Annotated in this window: 16 protein-coding genes and 1 pseudogene; 7 read left to right on the top strand and 10 right to left on the bottom strand. The window is 68.0% G+C overall.

Annotation, left to right across the window (positions count from 1 at the left end; translation table 11 throughout):
• Positions 1 to 84: 84 nt before the first annotated feature.
• A complete protein-coding gene (locus tag OG741_RS12650; protein WP_405597091.1) occupies positions 85 to 438 on the top strand; it encodes an ArsR/SmtB family transcription factor in 354 nt (117 codons plus the stop codon).
• Positions 419 to 907 (top strand): SRPBCC family protein, encoded by a 489-nt coding sequence (locus OG741_RS12655; protein ID WP_405597093.1) that lies wholly within the window; start codon positions 419 to 421, stop codon positions 905 to 907. Before OG741_RS12650 ends, OG741_RS12655 begins: the two co-directional genes overlap by 20 nt.
• Before the next feature lie 157 nt (positions 908 to 1,064).
• Here OG741_RS12655 and OG741_RS12660 read toward each other — a convergent pair whose 3' ends face one another.
• The 4 genes from OG741_RS12660 to OG741_RS12675 form a co-directional block, all read right to left on the bottom strand.
• On the bottom strand, positions 1,065 to 1,940 hold the full coding sequence (locus tag OG741_RS12660) for a glycosyltransferase family 2 protein (RefSeq protein ID WP_405597094.1): 876 nt from the start codon (positions 1,938 to 1,940) through the stop codon (positions 1,065 to 1,067).
• 285 nt (positions 1,941 to 2,225) lie between these two features.
• Positions 2,226 to 2,987, bottom strand: coding sequence for a tyrosine-protein phosphatase (locus OG741_RS12665; protein ID WP_405597096.1), 762 nt, complete (start codon positions 2,985 to 2,987; stop codon positions 2,226 to 2,228).
• 108 nt (positions 2,988 to 3,095) lie between these two features.
• On the bottom strand, positions 3,096 to 3,494 hold the full coding sequence (locus OG741_RS12670) for a YybH family protein (protein WP_405597099.1): 399 nt from the start codon (positions 3,492 to 3,494) through the stop codon (positions 3,096 to 3,098).
• An 80-nt stretch (positions 3,495 to 3,574) separates the two neighbouring features.
• Complete coding sequence (locus OG741_RS12675; RefSeq protein WP_405597102.1) at positions 3,575 to 3,700, bottom strand: hypothetical protein; 126 nt, start codon at positions 3,698 to 3,700, stop codon at positions 3,575 to 3,577.
• A gap of 197 nt (positions 3,701 to 3,897) precedes the next feature.
• Here OG741_RS12675 and OG741_RS12680 point away from each other — a divergent pair, with 197 nt between their 5' ends.
• The 3 genes from OG741_RS12680 (at position 3,898) to OG741_RS12690 (ending at position 7,495) form a co-directional block, all read left to right on the top strand.
• Positions 3,898 to 5,361, top strand: coding sequence for an MFS transporter (locus OG741_RS12680; protein WP_405597104.1), 1,464 nt, complete (start codon positions 3,898 to 3,900; stop codon positions 5,359 to 5,361).
• Between the two features lie 141 nt (positions 5,362 to 5,502).
• Entirely contained in the window at positions 5,503 to 7,056 is a 1,554-nt protein-coding gene (locus tag OG741_RS12685) for a protein kinase domain-containing protein (RefSeq protein ID WP_405597106.1), read from the top strand.
• A gap of 169 nt (positions 7,057 to 7,225) precedes the next feature.
• A complete protein-coding gene (locus OG741_RS12690; RefSeq protein ID WP_405597109.1) occupies positions 7,226 to 7,495 on the top strand; it encodes a hypothetical protein in 270 nt (89 codons plus the stop codon).
• A 234-nt stretch (positions 7,496 to 7,729) separates the two neighbouring features.
• On the opposite strand, the gene OG741_RS12695 is transcribed toward OG741_RS12690, so the two are convergent.
• From OG741_RS12695 to OG741_RS12705, 3 genes are all read right to left on the bottom strand, one after another.
• Positions 7,730 to 8,281 (bottom strand): tellurite resistance TerB family protein, encoded by a 552-nt coding sequence (locus OG741_RS12695; RefSeq protein WP_266476802.1) that lies wholly within the window; start codon positions 8,279 to 8,281, stop codon positions 7,730 to 7,732.
• Between the two features lie 303 nt (positions 8,282 to 8,584).
• Complete coding sequence (locus OG741_RS12700) at positions 8,585 to 8,872, bottom strand: DUF3303 family protein (RefSeq protein ID WP_266476800.1); 288 nt, start codon at positions 8,870 to 8,872, stop codon at positions 8,585 to 8,587.
• Positions 8,873 to 9,072: 200 nt separating this feature from the next.
• Positions 9,073 to 9,483, bottom strand: a complete 411-nt coding sequence (locus tag OG741_RS12705) for a hypothetical protein (protein ID WP_405597111.1) — start codon at positions 9,481 to 9,483, stop codon at positions 9,073 to 9,075.
• A gap of 577 nt (positions 9,484 to 10,060) precedes the next feature.
• On the opposite strand from OG741_RS12705, the gene OG741_RS12710 reads away from it, so the two are divergent.
• Complete coding sequence (locus tag OG741_RS12710) at positions 10,061 to 10,315, top strand: hypothetical protein (RefSeq protein ID WP_405597113.1); 255 nt, start codon at positions 10,061 to 10,063, stop codon at positions 10,313 to 10,315.
• A gap of 186 nt (positions 10,316 to 10,501) precedes the next feature.
• Here OG741_RS12710 and OG741_RS12715 read toward each other — a convergent pair whose 3' ends face one another.
• Positions 10,502 to 10,966 (bottom strand): hypothetical protein, encoded by a 465-nt coding sequence (locus OG741_RS12715; protein ID WP_405597115.1) that lies wholly within the window; start codon positions 10,964 to 10,966, stop codon positions 10,502 to 10,504.
• Positions 10,967 to 11,069: 103 nt separating this feature from the next.
• Positions 11,070 to 11,264 (bottom strand): annotated as a pseudogene (locus OG741_RS12720) (IS110 family transposase); the annotation flags it as partial.
• A gap of 130 nt (positions 11,265 to 11,394) precedes the next feature.
• On the opposite strand from OG741_RS12720, the gene OG741_RS12725 reads away from it, so the two are divergent.
• Positions 11,395 to 11,865 (top strand): hypothetical protein, encoded by a 471-nt coding sequence (locus OG741_RS12725; protein ID WP_405597116.1) that lies wholly within the window; start codon positions 11,395 to 11,397, stop codon positions 11,863 to 11,865.
• A 263-nt stretch (positions 11,866 to 12,128) separates the two neighbouring features.
• On the opposite strand, the gene OG741_RS12730 is transcribed toward OG741_RS12725, so the two are convergent.
• Positions 12,129 to 12,542 (bottom strand): hypothetical protein, encoded by a 414-nt coding sequence (locus OG741_RS12730; RefSeq protein ID WP_405597118.1) that lies wholly within the window; start codon positions 12,540 to 12,542, stop codon positions 12,129 to 12,131.
• Between the last annotated feature and the right edge of the window lie 160 nt (positions 12,543 to 12,702).

The following is a 12,702-nucleotide window of genomic DNA, read 5'->3' on the forward strand; positions in this document are numbered from 1 at the left end:
GATGACCCGCGACGGGGCTTGACAGTGGGTGGCACGAGGCGCATGCTCAACCTATCGGTTAAACAACTAGATGGTTGATTACAGATGCCAGACGACCCGCTCAGCACCACCTTCGGCGCCCTCGCCGACCCGACCCGCCGGGCCATCCTGGCGCGCCTCGCCGACGGCGCGGCGACGGTCAACGAGCTGGCCGAGCCGTTCGACATCAGCCTGCAGGCCATCTCCAAGCACCTGAAGGTGCTCGAACGCGCCGGCCTGATCACGAGGGGCCGTGACGCCCAGTACCGGCCCTGCCATCTGCGGGCCGGCCCGCTCAAAGACGTCACCGCGTGGCTGGAGCGCTACCGCAGCTTCTGGGAGGAGAGTTTCGGCCGGCTCGACGAGTACCTGATCGATCTTCAGGAAAGGCAGCGGAACAATGACATCGAAAGCCAGTGAGCACCCGACGACGCTGACGACCCCGTCCGACCGAGAGCTCGTCATCACGCGCGTCTTCGACGCCCCGCGCAGCCTCGTCTTCGAGGCCTGGACCAAGCCCGAACACGTCCGCCAGTGGTACGGCCTGCGCTCGCTGACGACGTCCGTCTGCGAGATCGACTTCCGCCCGGGCGGCGCGTGGCGCTGGGGCCAGACGGGACCCGACGGGAACGCCGTCGTGTTCTCGGGCGAGTACAAGGAGATCGTGCCGCCGGAGCGCATCGTCTACACGGAAATCTTCGAACAGATGCCGGGCCCCGCGGTCCTGACCACCCTCACCTTCGAGGAGAAGGACGGCCGGACGACCCTGACCAGCACCTCGGTCTGGCCCTCGGCGGAGGTCCTCGCCGGAGCCATTGCCATGGGCATGGAGGCGGGAGTGGTCGAGACGTACGAACGCCTCGACGAGCACCTGCGGACGATGGCCTGAGTGCGGGCCGGCGACGTGGGCGGGGCGCTGGGGGCGTCTCGGGACGACGGCTGGGACGATGGAGACCGGCTGCGGATCCGCCGTATCTGATGCGAGCCTGTCGAAGAGATCCTCCAGCGCGTCGAGCCACGACCTCCCGAGTTCGGCCTCGCGTCGTCTAGACGATCGGCGGGCGGCCCAGGCGAGTCATGCGCAGGACAGTGCGCCAGCGCATGGGGCGGCGCGGGCCGCACGGCTTCCGCACGCCCTCCGCGAAGCCGCCGAACCAAGCCCGCAGACCGGACAAGGAGCGGGTTCGGGCCAGTGTGAGCGCGATCCATGTGCCGAGATAGACCGGCACGAGCGGGGCGGGCAGATGGCGGCGGGCCATCCAGACGCGGTTACGGGCGGTCATGCGATAGAAGTTCGCATGGCGGGCCGGCGATGTGCGTGGGTGCTGGAGCACCAGATCCGGCTCGTAGAGGATCTTCCAGCCCGCATCCAGCGCCCGCCAGGCGAGGTCGGTCTCCTCGTGCGTGAAGAAGAACTGGTCGGGCCAGCCGCCGATTTCGTCGAGCATCCGCATCGACAGCCCATGGCCGCCACCGAGGAACGTGGTCACCAGGCCACGCTGCATCGGGTCGCCGGCTCGTAGCCGGGGCACGTGCCGCCGCTGGGTGAAGCCGGTCTCGTCGGCGATTCGGAAACTGACGATGCCGAGCCCGGGGTCGGCGGCGTACAGATCGGCGATCCGTGTGAACACGTCGTTGTCGATCAGAAGCCCGTCGTCATCCAGGTCCACCAGGACGTCGACATCCCCGGCTTCGCGGAGCTTGTCGATCGCGACATTCCGGCCACCGGAGACCCCGAGGTTCTCCGGCAGCTCCACTCCGTCCACCCCGTCGGGCAGTTCCGGCAGGGACGAGCCGTTGCCGACCACGACGACACGGGCAGCGGGCTCGCCCTGCTTGACCACCGAATCGAGGAGAGCCCGCAGTTCGGCGGGCCGGGTTCCCATGGTGAGTACGGCCACACCCACGCGCGGTCGGGTCACGTCCAGATCACTCCAGCTCTCGGCGACGGCAGAAGGGACAATGCTAGGGCGTGTTTTGGAAGTAGCGCCGTCCGCCCGAAGGGCGGGCCCCGCGGCGTCTGGTGCGTGCAATCGCAAGGCGGTGGGGGTACCCCCGGACGAAGTCTGGGGGAGATCGCCCTCGTACTGGACGTACTTGGGCGACTCCGACAACACCGCGAGTGCGCGTGCCAGGCGTCGCGGGGCAGGCGCGACGTCTAAAACACGCCCTAGAGGAAGGGAAGCGGCGAGAGTCCGCGACCGCGCTCAGCAGGGGTGCGCGACCTTCTCCGCCTCCTGAGCTCCGTCCAGCAGCCGCGCGCGCAGTCGGGAGATCAGGGCCTCGTCGACGCCGAGCTGCTTGACCGCGTACTCGTGCACCGAGCCGTACGTGGCGGCAAGGTCGGACAGGAACAGCCGCATGATCTCTTCCGGTGCCCGCCCGTAGCCAGGCCACGTCAGTGTCCGGGTCGGGTTGGCCGCTTCCCAGTCCGAGATGAGGCGGTCCGTGGCCAGCTCGGTGAGTGCGAAGTCCACGGCGATGTCGTCCTCGTCCACGCCCAGGAGCGAGAGCACCAGGCCGGCCAGCAGCCCGGTGCGGTCCTTGCCCGAGGCGCAGTGGAAGACCTGCGGGGCGCTCTCGGCGGCGATAAGTTCGAGCGCCTGCCGAAGTTCCTCGGCACCGTCCAGGGCGACCTCCGCGTACCGGTCGGCGAGGAAGCGCCAGGGGTCGAGGCCGGGGTCGATCTCCGCCTGGTCGTAGGGGCGATGCTCCACGCTGAGGTTGACATAGGTCAGCCCGTCGGCTTCGGGTACCCGGCCCTTGGCCTCGATCTCCCACGGGTAGCGCAGATCGATCACCGTGCGTACTCCCAGGGAAAGGAAGCGGTCCCAGTCGGCTCCGCGGAGCTTGGAGAGCGAGTCGGACCGGTACAGGCGGCCCCATCGCACGGTGTGGCCGTCGTGGGTGCGATAGCCGCCCAGGTCGCGGAAGTTGTGCAGGCGCTCGAAGTCTATGTGTCGTCTCACGTCGGACACCCTACGAAACTCCCCCGCGGTCACTGGCGGCCGTGGAGAGCGTCAACTGCCCAACGTCAACAGGCTCTTGGCGTGCCAAGCGCACGAGATCCGCTTCCGTCAGTCTTTGGACGGGAACGAATGGTGTTCGTGCGCCACGACCCAGCGTCCGCGTTCCTTACGCAGCCCGACCGTCAGGCGCAGGCGGTTCTCGGGGTCCTCCTCCAGCTCCTGGGGCATGCCGCAGCGCAGCAACGCGTGCGCGAACGCGACGTCGTCGCCCGCCGTGACCTCGAGCGAGACGATCTCGAAGGAGGCGCCCTTCCGCTGCCAGGTGAAGAAGGGCGGCCACGTCTCCCGGTAGGCGCTGATGCCCCGCACGCCGTCATTCGGCGGCGGCACGTCGAACATCACGATGTCCTCGGCATGCTCAGCGAGAACACCGTCCAGATCACCGGCGTGCACGGCCTGCGCCCAGCGCTCGATCAACGTCCGGATCTGCGTCGCATCGTCAACCACGGCTCCGCCCTCCAGGATGCCGCCCGTAGGCGGGCTTCTTCGAGTACGTACACAGGGGGGACCGCCCCGACGACCGGAACTCATCGCGCGCTCCCCACCACCCAGCTCGGATTGTCCAGCGCCGTGTGGCCATACCCGTCGAGGGTGAGCAGGCGGGCGTCGGCGAGCTCCCGGGCCATGGCCCTGCCTCCCTGAGTGCCGGGCAACAGGCGCACATCCGAACGGGTGGCGGCGTCCACCGGGCGGCGTCCTGCGGCGTCCACCGGGCGGTGGCGGCCCGTCGAACCGCGCGGGGCAACGCATGTGGTCCGTCGCCAATGCGCCGTCCGACGGGCGTGGGTCGTTGACGGAGTTGGACAAGGCGAGCTGTATAGGGTCTTGGCAACCGATCAGGAGTGCTGCCGTGGGCCCCAGAGAGACATCACCAGCGCCCGGAAGCCTCGGCTGGAACCGTGAGACAGCGATGCTGGCGCTGCTGTCCTTCGCCATGCTGATCGTTTCGCTCGACCAGTACATCGTGGTCGTCGCACTCCCCGACATCGCACGCGACCTCGGCTACTCCGCGCAGACGCTCCAGTCGGTCATCAGCGCCTACGCAGTGGCCTCGGCCGGCTTCCTGCTGTTCGGCGGGCGTGCCGCCGACCTGCTCGGACGACGCCGCATCCTGGCGACCGGCCTCGCGCTCTACGCCGGGTCAGCACTCGCGGGAGGACTCGCGACCAGCCCCGGTGTGCTCCTCGCCGCCCGCGCGTTCCAAGGTCTCGGCGGAGCCCTCGTCTTCCCCACCACCCTGGCACTCATCAACACCACCTTCGCCGAAGGCCGCCCCCGCAACCGCGCATTGGGAATCTGGGGAGGGTCAGGCGCGGCAGGACTCGTCATCGGTGTGCTGCTCGGCGGTCTTCTGACGCAGGCGTTCGGCTGGGAAGCGGTCTTCCTCGTCAACGTCGCCCTGGCCGGCCCCGCGCTGCTGCTTGTCTTCGTACTGATCCCCCGGGACGGTGAACGCGAAAAGGGCCGCACGTTCGACCTCCCCGGTGCGCTCAGCGTCACTCTCGGCGTCACACTCATCGTGTTCGCCCTCGTCCAAGGCCCCGGACTGGGATGGCTGTCACCGGGCATCCTGATCAGCGCAGTGGCGGGCCCGCTGCTGATCGTGGCTTTCGTCATCATCGAGCGGCACAGCGACGACCCGCTCATGCCACCCGGGCTGCTCTCCAACCCCAACCTGATCACCGGCGCCGTGATCGCGTTCATGTTCATGGCGACCTTCGGCTCCGTGCTCTACTTCCTGTCCCTCTACTTCCAGGAGATTCTGGGCTACGACGCACTGCAGACCGGCGCCGGCTTCCTCATCCCCACGGCAGTGGTGGTGGCCGGTTCGACAACCGCAGGCCAGTTCGTGACGCGGTTCGGTCTCCGGCGCACTCTGGCCGCCGCCCTCGCCGTCGGTGCGCTCGGTGCGCTCGCACTCGGCCTCGCGATCTCGCCGAACGGCTCCTACGCCGAACTCGTCCCCGGCCTGGTGGCGCTCAGCATCGGCGACGGGGTGGTCTTCACGACGATGTTCATCGCCGCCGCCACGGGAGTCCCCGACCGACAACAAGGCATCGCCTCCGGCATTGCCTCCACCGGCTCGGGCGCGGGAGCGGCTGTCGGCCTCGCCATCCTCGTCCTGGTGGCGACGGCCGGCCTCGACGGCCTCTCCGGTGAACAGCTTCGCGTCGCCACCGCCGACGGGATCAGATCGGCGCTCTTCGTCGTGGCGGGCGGAATCGCGCTGACCTTCCTCGTCGCCGTGAGCCGGTGCCCGACACCGCCCGAACCGCACCCCGCCCCCGTGCCGTACCAGACCCGTCGCTGCTGACAGGAAATTGAGGCCCGGGTGGTCTGTTGTGGGTGCGGCAGGTGATGCTTGGTGCGGACGTTATGGATACGGCGCCTGGTTGGGCCGGTCCGGGGGCTGAACCTGGTTGGCAGTGTGCGGGTGTGAGGGGGCGGCGGGGGCGTGGAGTTGCTGGATGGGTCGGATCCGGGGGCCATTGGTGGTTATCCACTGCTTGCGCGGCTCGGTGAGGGCGGCATGGGGCAGGTGTATCTGTCCCGGACTGTGTCGGGGCGGCCGCTGGCGTTGAAGACGGTGCGTGCCGAGTTCGGGCGGGATCCGGGGTTCGAGGAGCGGTTCGCGCGGGAAATCCGTAACAGCGACCGGGTGCGCTCCCCGTGGACCACGGCGGTGGTGGACTACAGCCCTGTGGGACAGCGCCCGCAGTGGCTCGCCACGGAGTACGTGGCCGCGCCTTCGTTGGCGGAGTGGGTGCAGCGGTACGGCCGGCTGCCCGAGCGGTCCGTACTGGCTCTGGCGGCCGAGCTGTGCGGGGCGCTGGGAGCGGTGCACGCGGCGGGGCTGGCCCACCGGGATGTCAAGCCGTCCAATGTGCTGTTGGGCCGTCGTAGCCCTTTGCTCATCGACTTCGGGATCGCGCGTGCGATGGAGGACTCGCGCCACACCATGACCGGCGGCGTGATCGGTTCTCCCGGTTATCTGGCGCCGGAGCAGGCGAGCGCCGGGGGATCGGGTGCGCCGGGTGATGTCTTTTCCCTGGCTGCGGTGCTGGTGTACGCGGCGACCGGACTGGGCCCGTTTTCGCACCGGGACGAGGAGGTCTCGGCGGCGGTGTTGCTCTACCGCATCGTGCACGAGGAGCCGAACCTCGACGGGGTTCCGGCGGCCCTGGTCTCGCTGCTGCGGTCCTGCCTGGCCAAGAACCCGCAGCAGCGCCCTACGGCCGGCGCCATCGGCGCGATGCTGGAACGCCTGGGCGGCCGGACCGGTACCTGGCCGCAGCTGCTGCCCGACGCGCTGGAGAGGGACCTCGCGGTACGGGAGGAGGAGGCGCACGTGTTGGTCTCCGCAGGAGCGCAACCGCCGCCGGTGGCGCCCGTGTCACGTGAGGCTGCGGATGCCCCGGCTTCGGACGGCGCAGGCACCACCGCCCCGCCGACTGCCACTTCCGTGCGGCCGCGCCTGTCCCGCCGTACCGCCTGGGCTGTCGCAGGGACCGTTGCCGCGGCCCTGATCGCCACGGCGGGCACGCTCCTCGTGCAGCATTTCTCCGGCGATGACGCATCCGGCGCGACGCCTTCGCCGTCGCCCACCGTCGCTTCCCTTCCCGCGTCCTGGACCGGTACATGGGTCGGCACCGGCCCGGGCACCCCAACCGCCGACGGCATCACCCAGGCCCGGACCGGCCGGTTCGCCGTCACCTTGACCCTCCACCCGGCACTGCGGGGTGAACTGGCGGGCAAGCAGGTCAGCAAGCTGACCGAGGTCGGCACCGGCCGTGAGCTGGGCTGCACCGAGGCACTGCAACTGCGGGAGGTGCGCCGGACATCGATGGTCTTCGAGGCGGTCACCAGCCACCCCACCGACCAATCGGCCGCCGTCTCCTGTCCCAAGGGCAATATCTACGTCGTCACGATGACCGGCCGCGACACCCTGGACCTGGGCCACGAAGGTGCCCAGTCCGCCGGCGCGCCCTCCACCCTCACCCGGCGCTGACGGACGCGAACACCCACCGCAGGTGATCGGCCCCTGACCGGGCGACTCGGTCAGGGCCGTTCTCATGGGCGTTGTCCGCCGGCGACCGCTGTTCCCCGCAGTCTCCCGGCCGCCCTCGTTCGGCCTGGTGACGACGACGGACTCCCTGGCCTGCTCCTATGCTTCGACCATGGCTCTATGGATGTCCTGGGAAGTCTCGCCGATCGCCGCGGCGGGTGAGGATGTGGGCGACATCGAGGGCGCCGTAGAGGCTCTTGAGCAGTCGGTGCAGCGGATTCAGGAACGAGCCATGCTCCCTAGGGACGCTGCGGCCCTGCTTGGATCGGCGCGAGTCATCCGCGATCGGATGCTCAGCGATGGTCGCGCGGCCGTAGAACGGGGAGAGCGCTGGACGGCCAAGGCGGGAGAAGTCGAAGTGACGCTGATTCCGCGTAAGTGATGGCCCCAACGGCTGCTCGACCCCCGGTTCATTCGGTGCTGCCCAGCGCGGACACGGTTCGCCTGTTCGCCTCGAACCGGCAGACCGTCTGTGCCTGTCTTCCTCATCAGGCAACTCGCGCGAGGGTCGACGGGGCACAGCGAAAGACCCCCAGCCATGATCGGGCTGGGGGCCTTGTCACTGGTGGGCGCGGTCGAAGGGTCACCGACGGCGACAGGCGGTGGGGGCAGGCGGTCAGATGCCGAACTCCTGCGGGGACAGGCCGAGCACCGAGCACGCCTCACGCAGGACCTGCTCCTCGGCCGGCGCGACGAATCCGTCCGCACCGGCGACGACGAATCCGGTCTGCACGACCGCCCTGGCCTCCGTCGGCTTCTTCGCCGCCTTGGCGATCTCCTGCATGACCTCCGCCTTGCCCTGCTGGAAGTTGAACGCCAGCTGGTCGACGTGCTTGTTGAACCGCTGCCGCAGCTGGTCGGACGGGAAGTTCTGCAGGACGTCGTTGTTCAGGATCAACGACTCCACATGCTGCCGCTCGGCCGGATCGACATGCCCGTCGGCGGCCGCGACCAAGGCGCACATCGCCATGCTGGCATCCCGGTAGGCGCCACTCTTCAGCTCGGCCTTGAGGGAGGTGAGCTGGGACTTGAGCGTGTTCACCAGCTGAGCCCGCGATCCGCCGGACGACCCCGCACCCGGCCGCCCGTGTCCGCCGGAGCCCCGCGTCCCCTGCGACTGCTGCTGCAGATTCTTGGCCTGGTCCTTGATCCGATCCCACATCGCCACTCGTGCCACCTCGGCTTCTGCCCATGTCGTTCCGGTCGTCCCGCGATTTCGCGCGTTCTCCTTCCAACGCTTCCCGGCCCCGTCTAAGTTCCGCGATCGGCCTGCCGTGTCGCTGGATGCGCGAAGCTCAGCCGTGAGTGACCGCCCTCGTTGACTTCGGAAATAGACGTCAATGGCCCCCAGCGGTGATCGACTGGGGGCCTTTTCAGGGAGAAGTCAGCCTGCTCCTCGATGCGAACTACGGCGGGGCGATAGCTGGGGTCTCTCAGGCTGATCAGCGTGCGGTCGCCGAGGTCGGCACCGCTACTTCAGGGCAGCAAGGCCCCTCTGCAAATCCTCGAGATTCATGACCGGCTCGAATGTGACGTCGGCGCCCATCTCCTGGAAGAACGGATCGGCGATGGAAGGGAGCTGCGAGCTGTCCTGCATGTCGAATACGAGAATCATGGAGCGCCCGCCCTCAGGGGTGAAGTAGGCGGCTTCCGGCTTCAGCCGCTCGATGGCTGACTTCACCGACGCGGGCATGGCTCCACCCTTCGTCACCTGATTCGACATCTGGGTGTCCATGCGGGCTTTCATCATCATCCGCATCGCACGCTCTCCTCGCGCACCACGACCTGCGCGGTTCCGTCCGCGCTCGCTGGGATCCGGTGCTTCCCGCTCAGATTCCCCTCACTGATCACCGGCCGCAACATCTCCTACGCCCTACGTGAACCAGGCACGGGCGACGCTGCCAGGAGCCGTCCGCTCCAGCCGCCGACTCCTACGCCCCATCGCCCGCAGCCAGGTGTTCAAGCCCCAGCTTGGCGAGACGAGACCGGATGGCGCTCGGCTGTCGGCCGAACTCGTCGGGCGAGCTCAGCAGGATCGGTAGCCCCTGCTCGGTACCGGGTCAGGAGGCGCTCCTCATCCTGCGACGACCATGGCTGATAGGCGTTGGGGTACTTGGCTCGTATGGCCGCGGGGTCTTTGGGTTGACGGCTGCTGCCACGAGGGCCTGCCGGAGCGACTGATGTGATGTCGGGCAGCGGGTACCGGGCGGCTTCGACACCGGCGAGCCACAGGACGCCATGGTTGCCTTCGAAGGTCACCAGGTCGGCGGGCACGTTGACGGCCCGCCGTAAGCAGTCTTCATCGTGCGGGTCGGGCAGGAAGTCCGTGAAGGTGACACGGTTGATCGGTTGTGAGTCGCTGGTCGCCATGGACGCAGCCTGGCTGAGCGTGATCGCCGGGGAAAGGGACTGTTGCGCCATTGCGGCCCGCCTACGGGCGCGAGCCGACCAGGCGAAGACAGGTGTCGGCCCGCGCCCGCCGAGGGTGGGCTGCACAGCGCCGCGCGCAGTGTCTTGGTGGAGTTGGGAAACCTCTACCGCGGCCGATGCATAGCCTCTTCTTGCTGCCTCGCCGACGCGGCCTCACCGACTGCCGCCAACTATGACCGTCAACGCCCCCGAAGCGGTCGCTGCGGAGGCCGGCGTTCCCGACGGGTTCGTCCCCCTCCACTTCAAGTCCTGGACGTTCAGGCGAGGGTAAGGGGAAAGTGGTGGCCAAGCCTCATGTGGGCGGGGCATGATGAGGGCGTGATCAACAGACGAAAGGCTTATGCCGCGTAGGGCTCCCTCGCAGGTCAGGCTGGACCTGTCGCAGAGACCACGATCGTGGGACAGCAGAGCGGTGATACCGGGGCTATCCGCCAAGGCTCTTGCCGAGGTTGCCCGGATCGAGCGGCGCCGGTACTGGTCCGGTGATGCGCACCGAGCGTTGGTGCGATGGCGAGCGATGGCGTTCAAGCCCGGCCCGTGGGTGATGTATGCCTCGCCGGAGGGCGTCGGGTGCGAGTGCTGTGATCCCTTCACGGGCGCTGACTCCCGTGCGTTTCTGGAGGAGCTGTGCTGCGGTCTCTCGCGGAGTTCCGCGCGTGAGCTCCGCATGGTGCTCAAGCCGCTCGACGAGCGCTTCCTCGCCCGCACGCTCAACGATCCGTTCGCTTCGTCTCGTGACCCGTGGTGGAGACGCCGGCTGGAGGCCCCGTGAACGCCGCGCGGCGGTCTTGAAAACCGTCGTGGCAGCGATGTCACCGTGGGTTCAAATCCCACACCCACTGCCAGGTGAAACGACCCTGACCAGGGAGACTAGGTCAGGGGTCGTTCTCTTGCCTTCCCATGGGTGCCCGCTGTTCCCCGGTGTTCCCCGCTTGATCGAGCACGGAAGGGGCACGCCTCACTCAGCGATGGTGGGAGCCCACTCTGCCGCGAGATCCGCGCACACGATCCGCACCGTGCCGCTCGTGAGCCTCAGCTCATGGCTGCATCCGGCTTCGTGCGGCAGGACTTCGTCCAGGCGCACGGTGTTGAAGTCCGATGGTTCGACGGGGCCGCCACCGTCAGCCGTGATCTCAACGCTGCTGACACCGCTGTAGCGAATCGTGAGCACGTCGTCCTCGCAACCTGGCCAGGCAAAACGGATCTCATACCGCTCCTGGCGGTCGACAGCGGGAGGCAACGCCTGGGGCCTCAGGTCCTTCACGCAGCCGGGCGCTGAGAAGTCGTAGTGCTCAGGGTGCGAAACGAAGGCACGTGCCCCAGGAGGGAGCGTCGGCAGGATCTCGGGAAGTTTGGCGACGTAGGGGCTGGGGTCGTGCCAGTAGATTCCCTGCCCCTGCTGCTCAACGACTGCGTACTTCACGTTTCCCCCTCGGTCGGTGCCTCAAGGTACGCAGGCCATGCGTCGGCCGCACGGTATCGGGCGGTCGGTGCAGCGGCTTTGGGCGGGAGTCTCAATGACGGAGTCAAGCCGCTTGCGCGACCGGTGGAGCTGGGGTGAACACCCGCCCGTCGCGCAGGAGTGCCCACAACACACTCGCCCGTCGGCGGGCAAGGGCGATGACGGCCTGGACGTGCTTGAGACCTTCGGCGCGCTGCTTGAGGTAGAAGTCCCGGTTCGGGCCTTCGCGGATGATGCTGGTCTGCGCGGACAGGCAGAAGCACGGGCTGGCCTCTCGATGCGAATTACGGGCGGGCGGTCGTAGATGTGGAGGTGCCGGACGGCTCGCTGCACCGATACGGGACCATGTTCACGATGATGCGCAAGAACTTGTCGTAAGGGGCGCTCGGGTGGCGGTGGAAGTGTGGGGACCCGTCTTTTCACTCGCGGGTGTCGCCCTCGGCGGTGGCTTGGCGGCGCTCTCCCAGCGCGCCACGCAGCGGTCAGCTGAACGGTCGGAGGAACGCCGACAGGCAGTGGCCACCGCCGAGGCTCGCCGGGCAGAACAGATGCAGACGATCAAGGAATTCATCGCGTGCGCCCAGGATGCCGAACGGGCGGCCTACAGCCGTCCCGAGGCGTGGGGCGATGACGAAGGCTGGAGAGACCTGGCCTCGGCCACCATGACCAGCCTCTGGGCCGCTGAACGGCATCTCGTGCTGCTCTGCGAGCCGGTCGTGCACGCTCCTGTCCACGCATATGGCCGCGCGCTCAACCAAGCGGTGTGGCGCGAGATCGGCGACACCGAGGTCAACGAGCACCTTGAGGAACACAAGACCGCCTTCATGACCGCAGCCCGCGCGAGCCTCGCCTCCCTGTGAGGCCAACGGCGCTGATGTAGCTCTGGGGCTCGGCCGTCATGACGACCGGACAAGGGTGCCCATATACGCCCCTGTCCGGCGTCGTTGACGTCAGAGACCTTCTGATCCGTAGCTCTGGCCAGATGGTCAGCGACGTCCATACCGGCCGCTCCGAGGCCCCGGAGTGACGGTTGCGGACGGGGGCGGTTGCTGGGGTTGCCGTACTGGGCCGCTATACAACAACCAGAGGTCGACCAGCCCCCGGGCACCCTGCCATGCCACGCTCAGCCCCCGTCAGGCCAGCCGCCGGGTCCGTCTGTGCGGATGAGGATCCCGGGGTCGTCCTGATCAACTTCACCCGTGTAATGGCTCGGCCAGAACGCCCGGCGGGTGCGCGGCAAAGGTATCTCCACGAGTCGGCCGTCGTGGATCATCCACAGGCCAAAGCACTCGTCCTCCTCGTCGTGAACCAGCACCTGCACTGAGTGTGGTGATTTCCAGGGCAACGACTCAAGGTGCTCCAGCAATCCGATCCATCTGGACCGCCGCACGAACTCAATGGCCCAGCCGCCGAACATGCCCTGCCCGATATCGGTGAAACACCCTGACCACTCTCGACTGTCGTCTGGCTGGGTCAGCGGCTCCATGGTCTCTTTTTCGTTGCCGGCCAGCACGATGACTTCGGCAAATCTGCTCATGAGGGAGTATCGCCAGTCGTTGAGAAGGAACGGCAACCGAGATTCCCTGTGAGCATGCTGCCAGCCGAGCCATGCGGCTTGACCTGGCAGTCACTGACCTGCACGGGAGCTCCTACGGCGCCGTTTCCCCGTGGGTCCCCGACAGATGCCGCCTCAGCGG

It is taken from the genome of Streptomyces sp. NBC_01410 (assembly GCF_045040195.1).
In the GTDB taxonomy this organism is placed as follows: domain Bacteria; phylum Actinomycetota; class Actinomycetes; order Streptomycetales; family Streptomycetaceae; genus Streptomyces.

Excerpts from the sequence above, each read along its gene's own strand:
- OG741_RS12650 (WP_405597091.1), top strand. The coding sequence starts at position 85 with ATGCCAGACGACCCGCTCAGCACCACCTTCGGCGCCCTCGCCGACCCG.
- OG741_RS12655 (WP_405597093.1), top strand. The coding sequence starts at position 419 with ATGACATCGAAAGCCAGTGAGCACCCGACGACGCTGACGACCCCGTCC.
- OG741_RS12690 (WP_405597109.1), top strand. The coding sequence starts at position 7,226 with ATGGCTCTATGGATGTCCTGGGAAGTCTCGCCGATCGCCGCGGCGGGT.
- OG741_RS12700 (WP_266476800.1), bottom strand. The coding sequence starts at position 8,872 with ATGCGGATGATGATGAAAGCCCGCATGGACACCCAGATGTCGAATCAG.
- OG741_RS12705 (WP_405597111.1), bottom strand. The coding sequence starts at position 9,483 with ATGGCGACCAGCGACTCACAACCGATCAACCGTGTCACCTTCACGGAC.
- OG741_RS12710 (WP_405597113.1), top strand. The coding sequence starts at position 10,061 with ATGGCGTTCAAGCCCGGCCCGTGGGTGATGTATGCCTCGCCGGAGGGC.
- OG741_RS12730 (WP_405597118.1), bottom strand. The coding sequence starts at position 12,542 with ATGAGCAGATTTGCCGAAGTCATCGTGCTGGCCGGCAACGAAAAAGAG.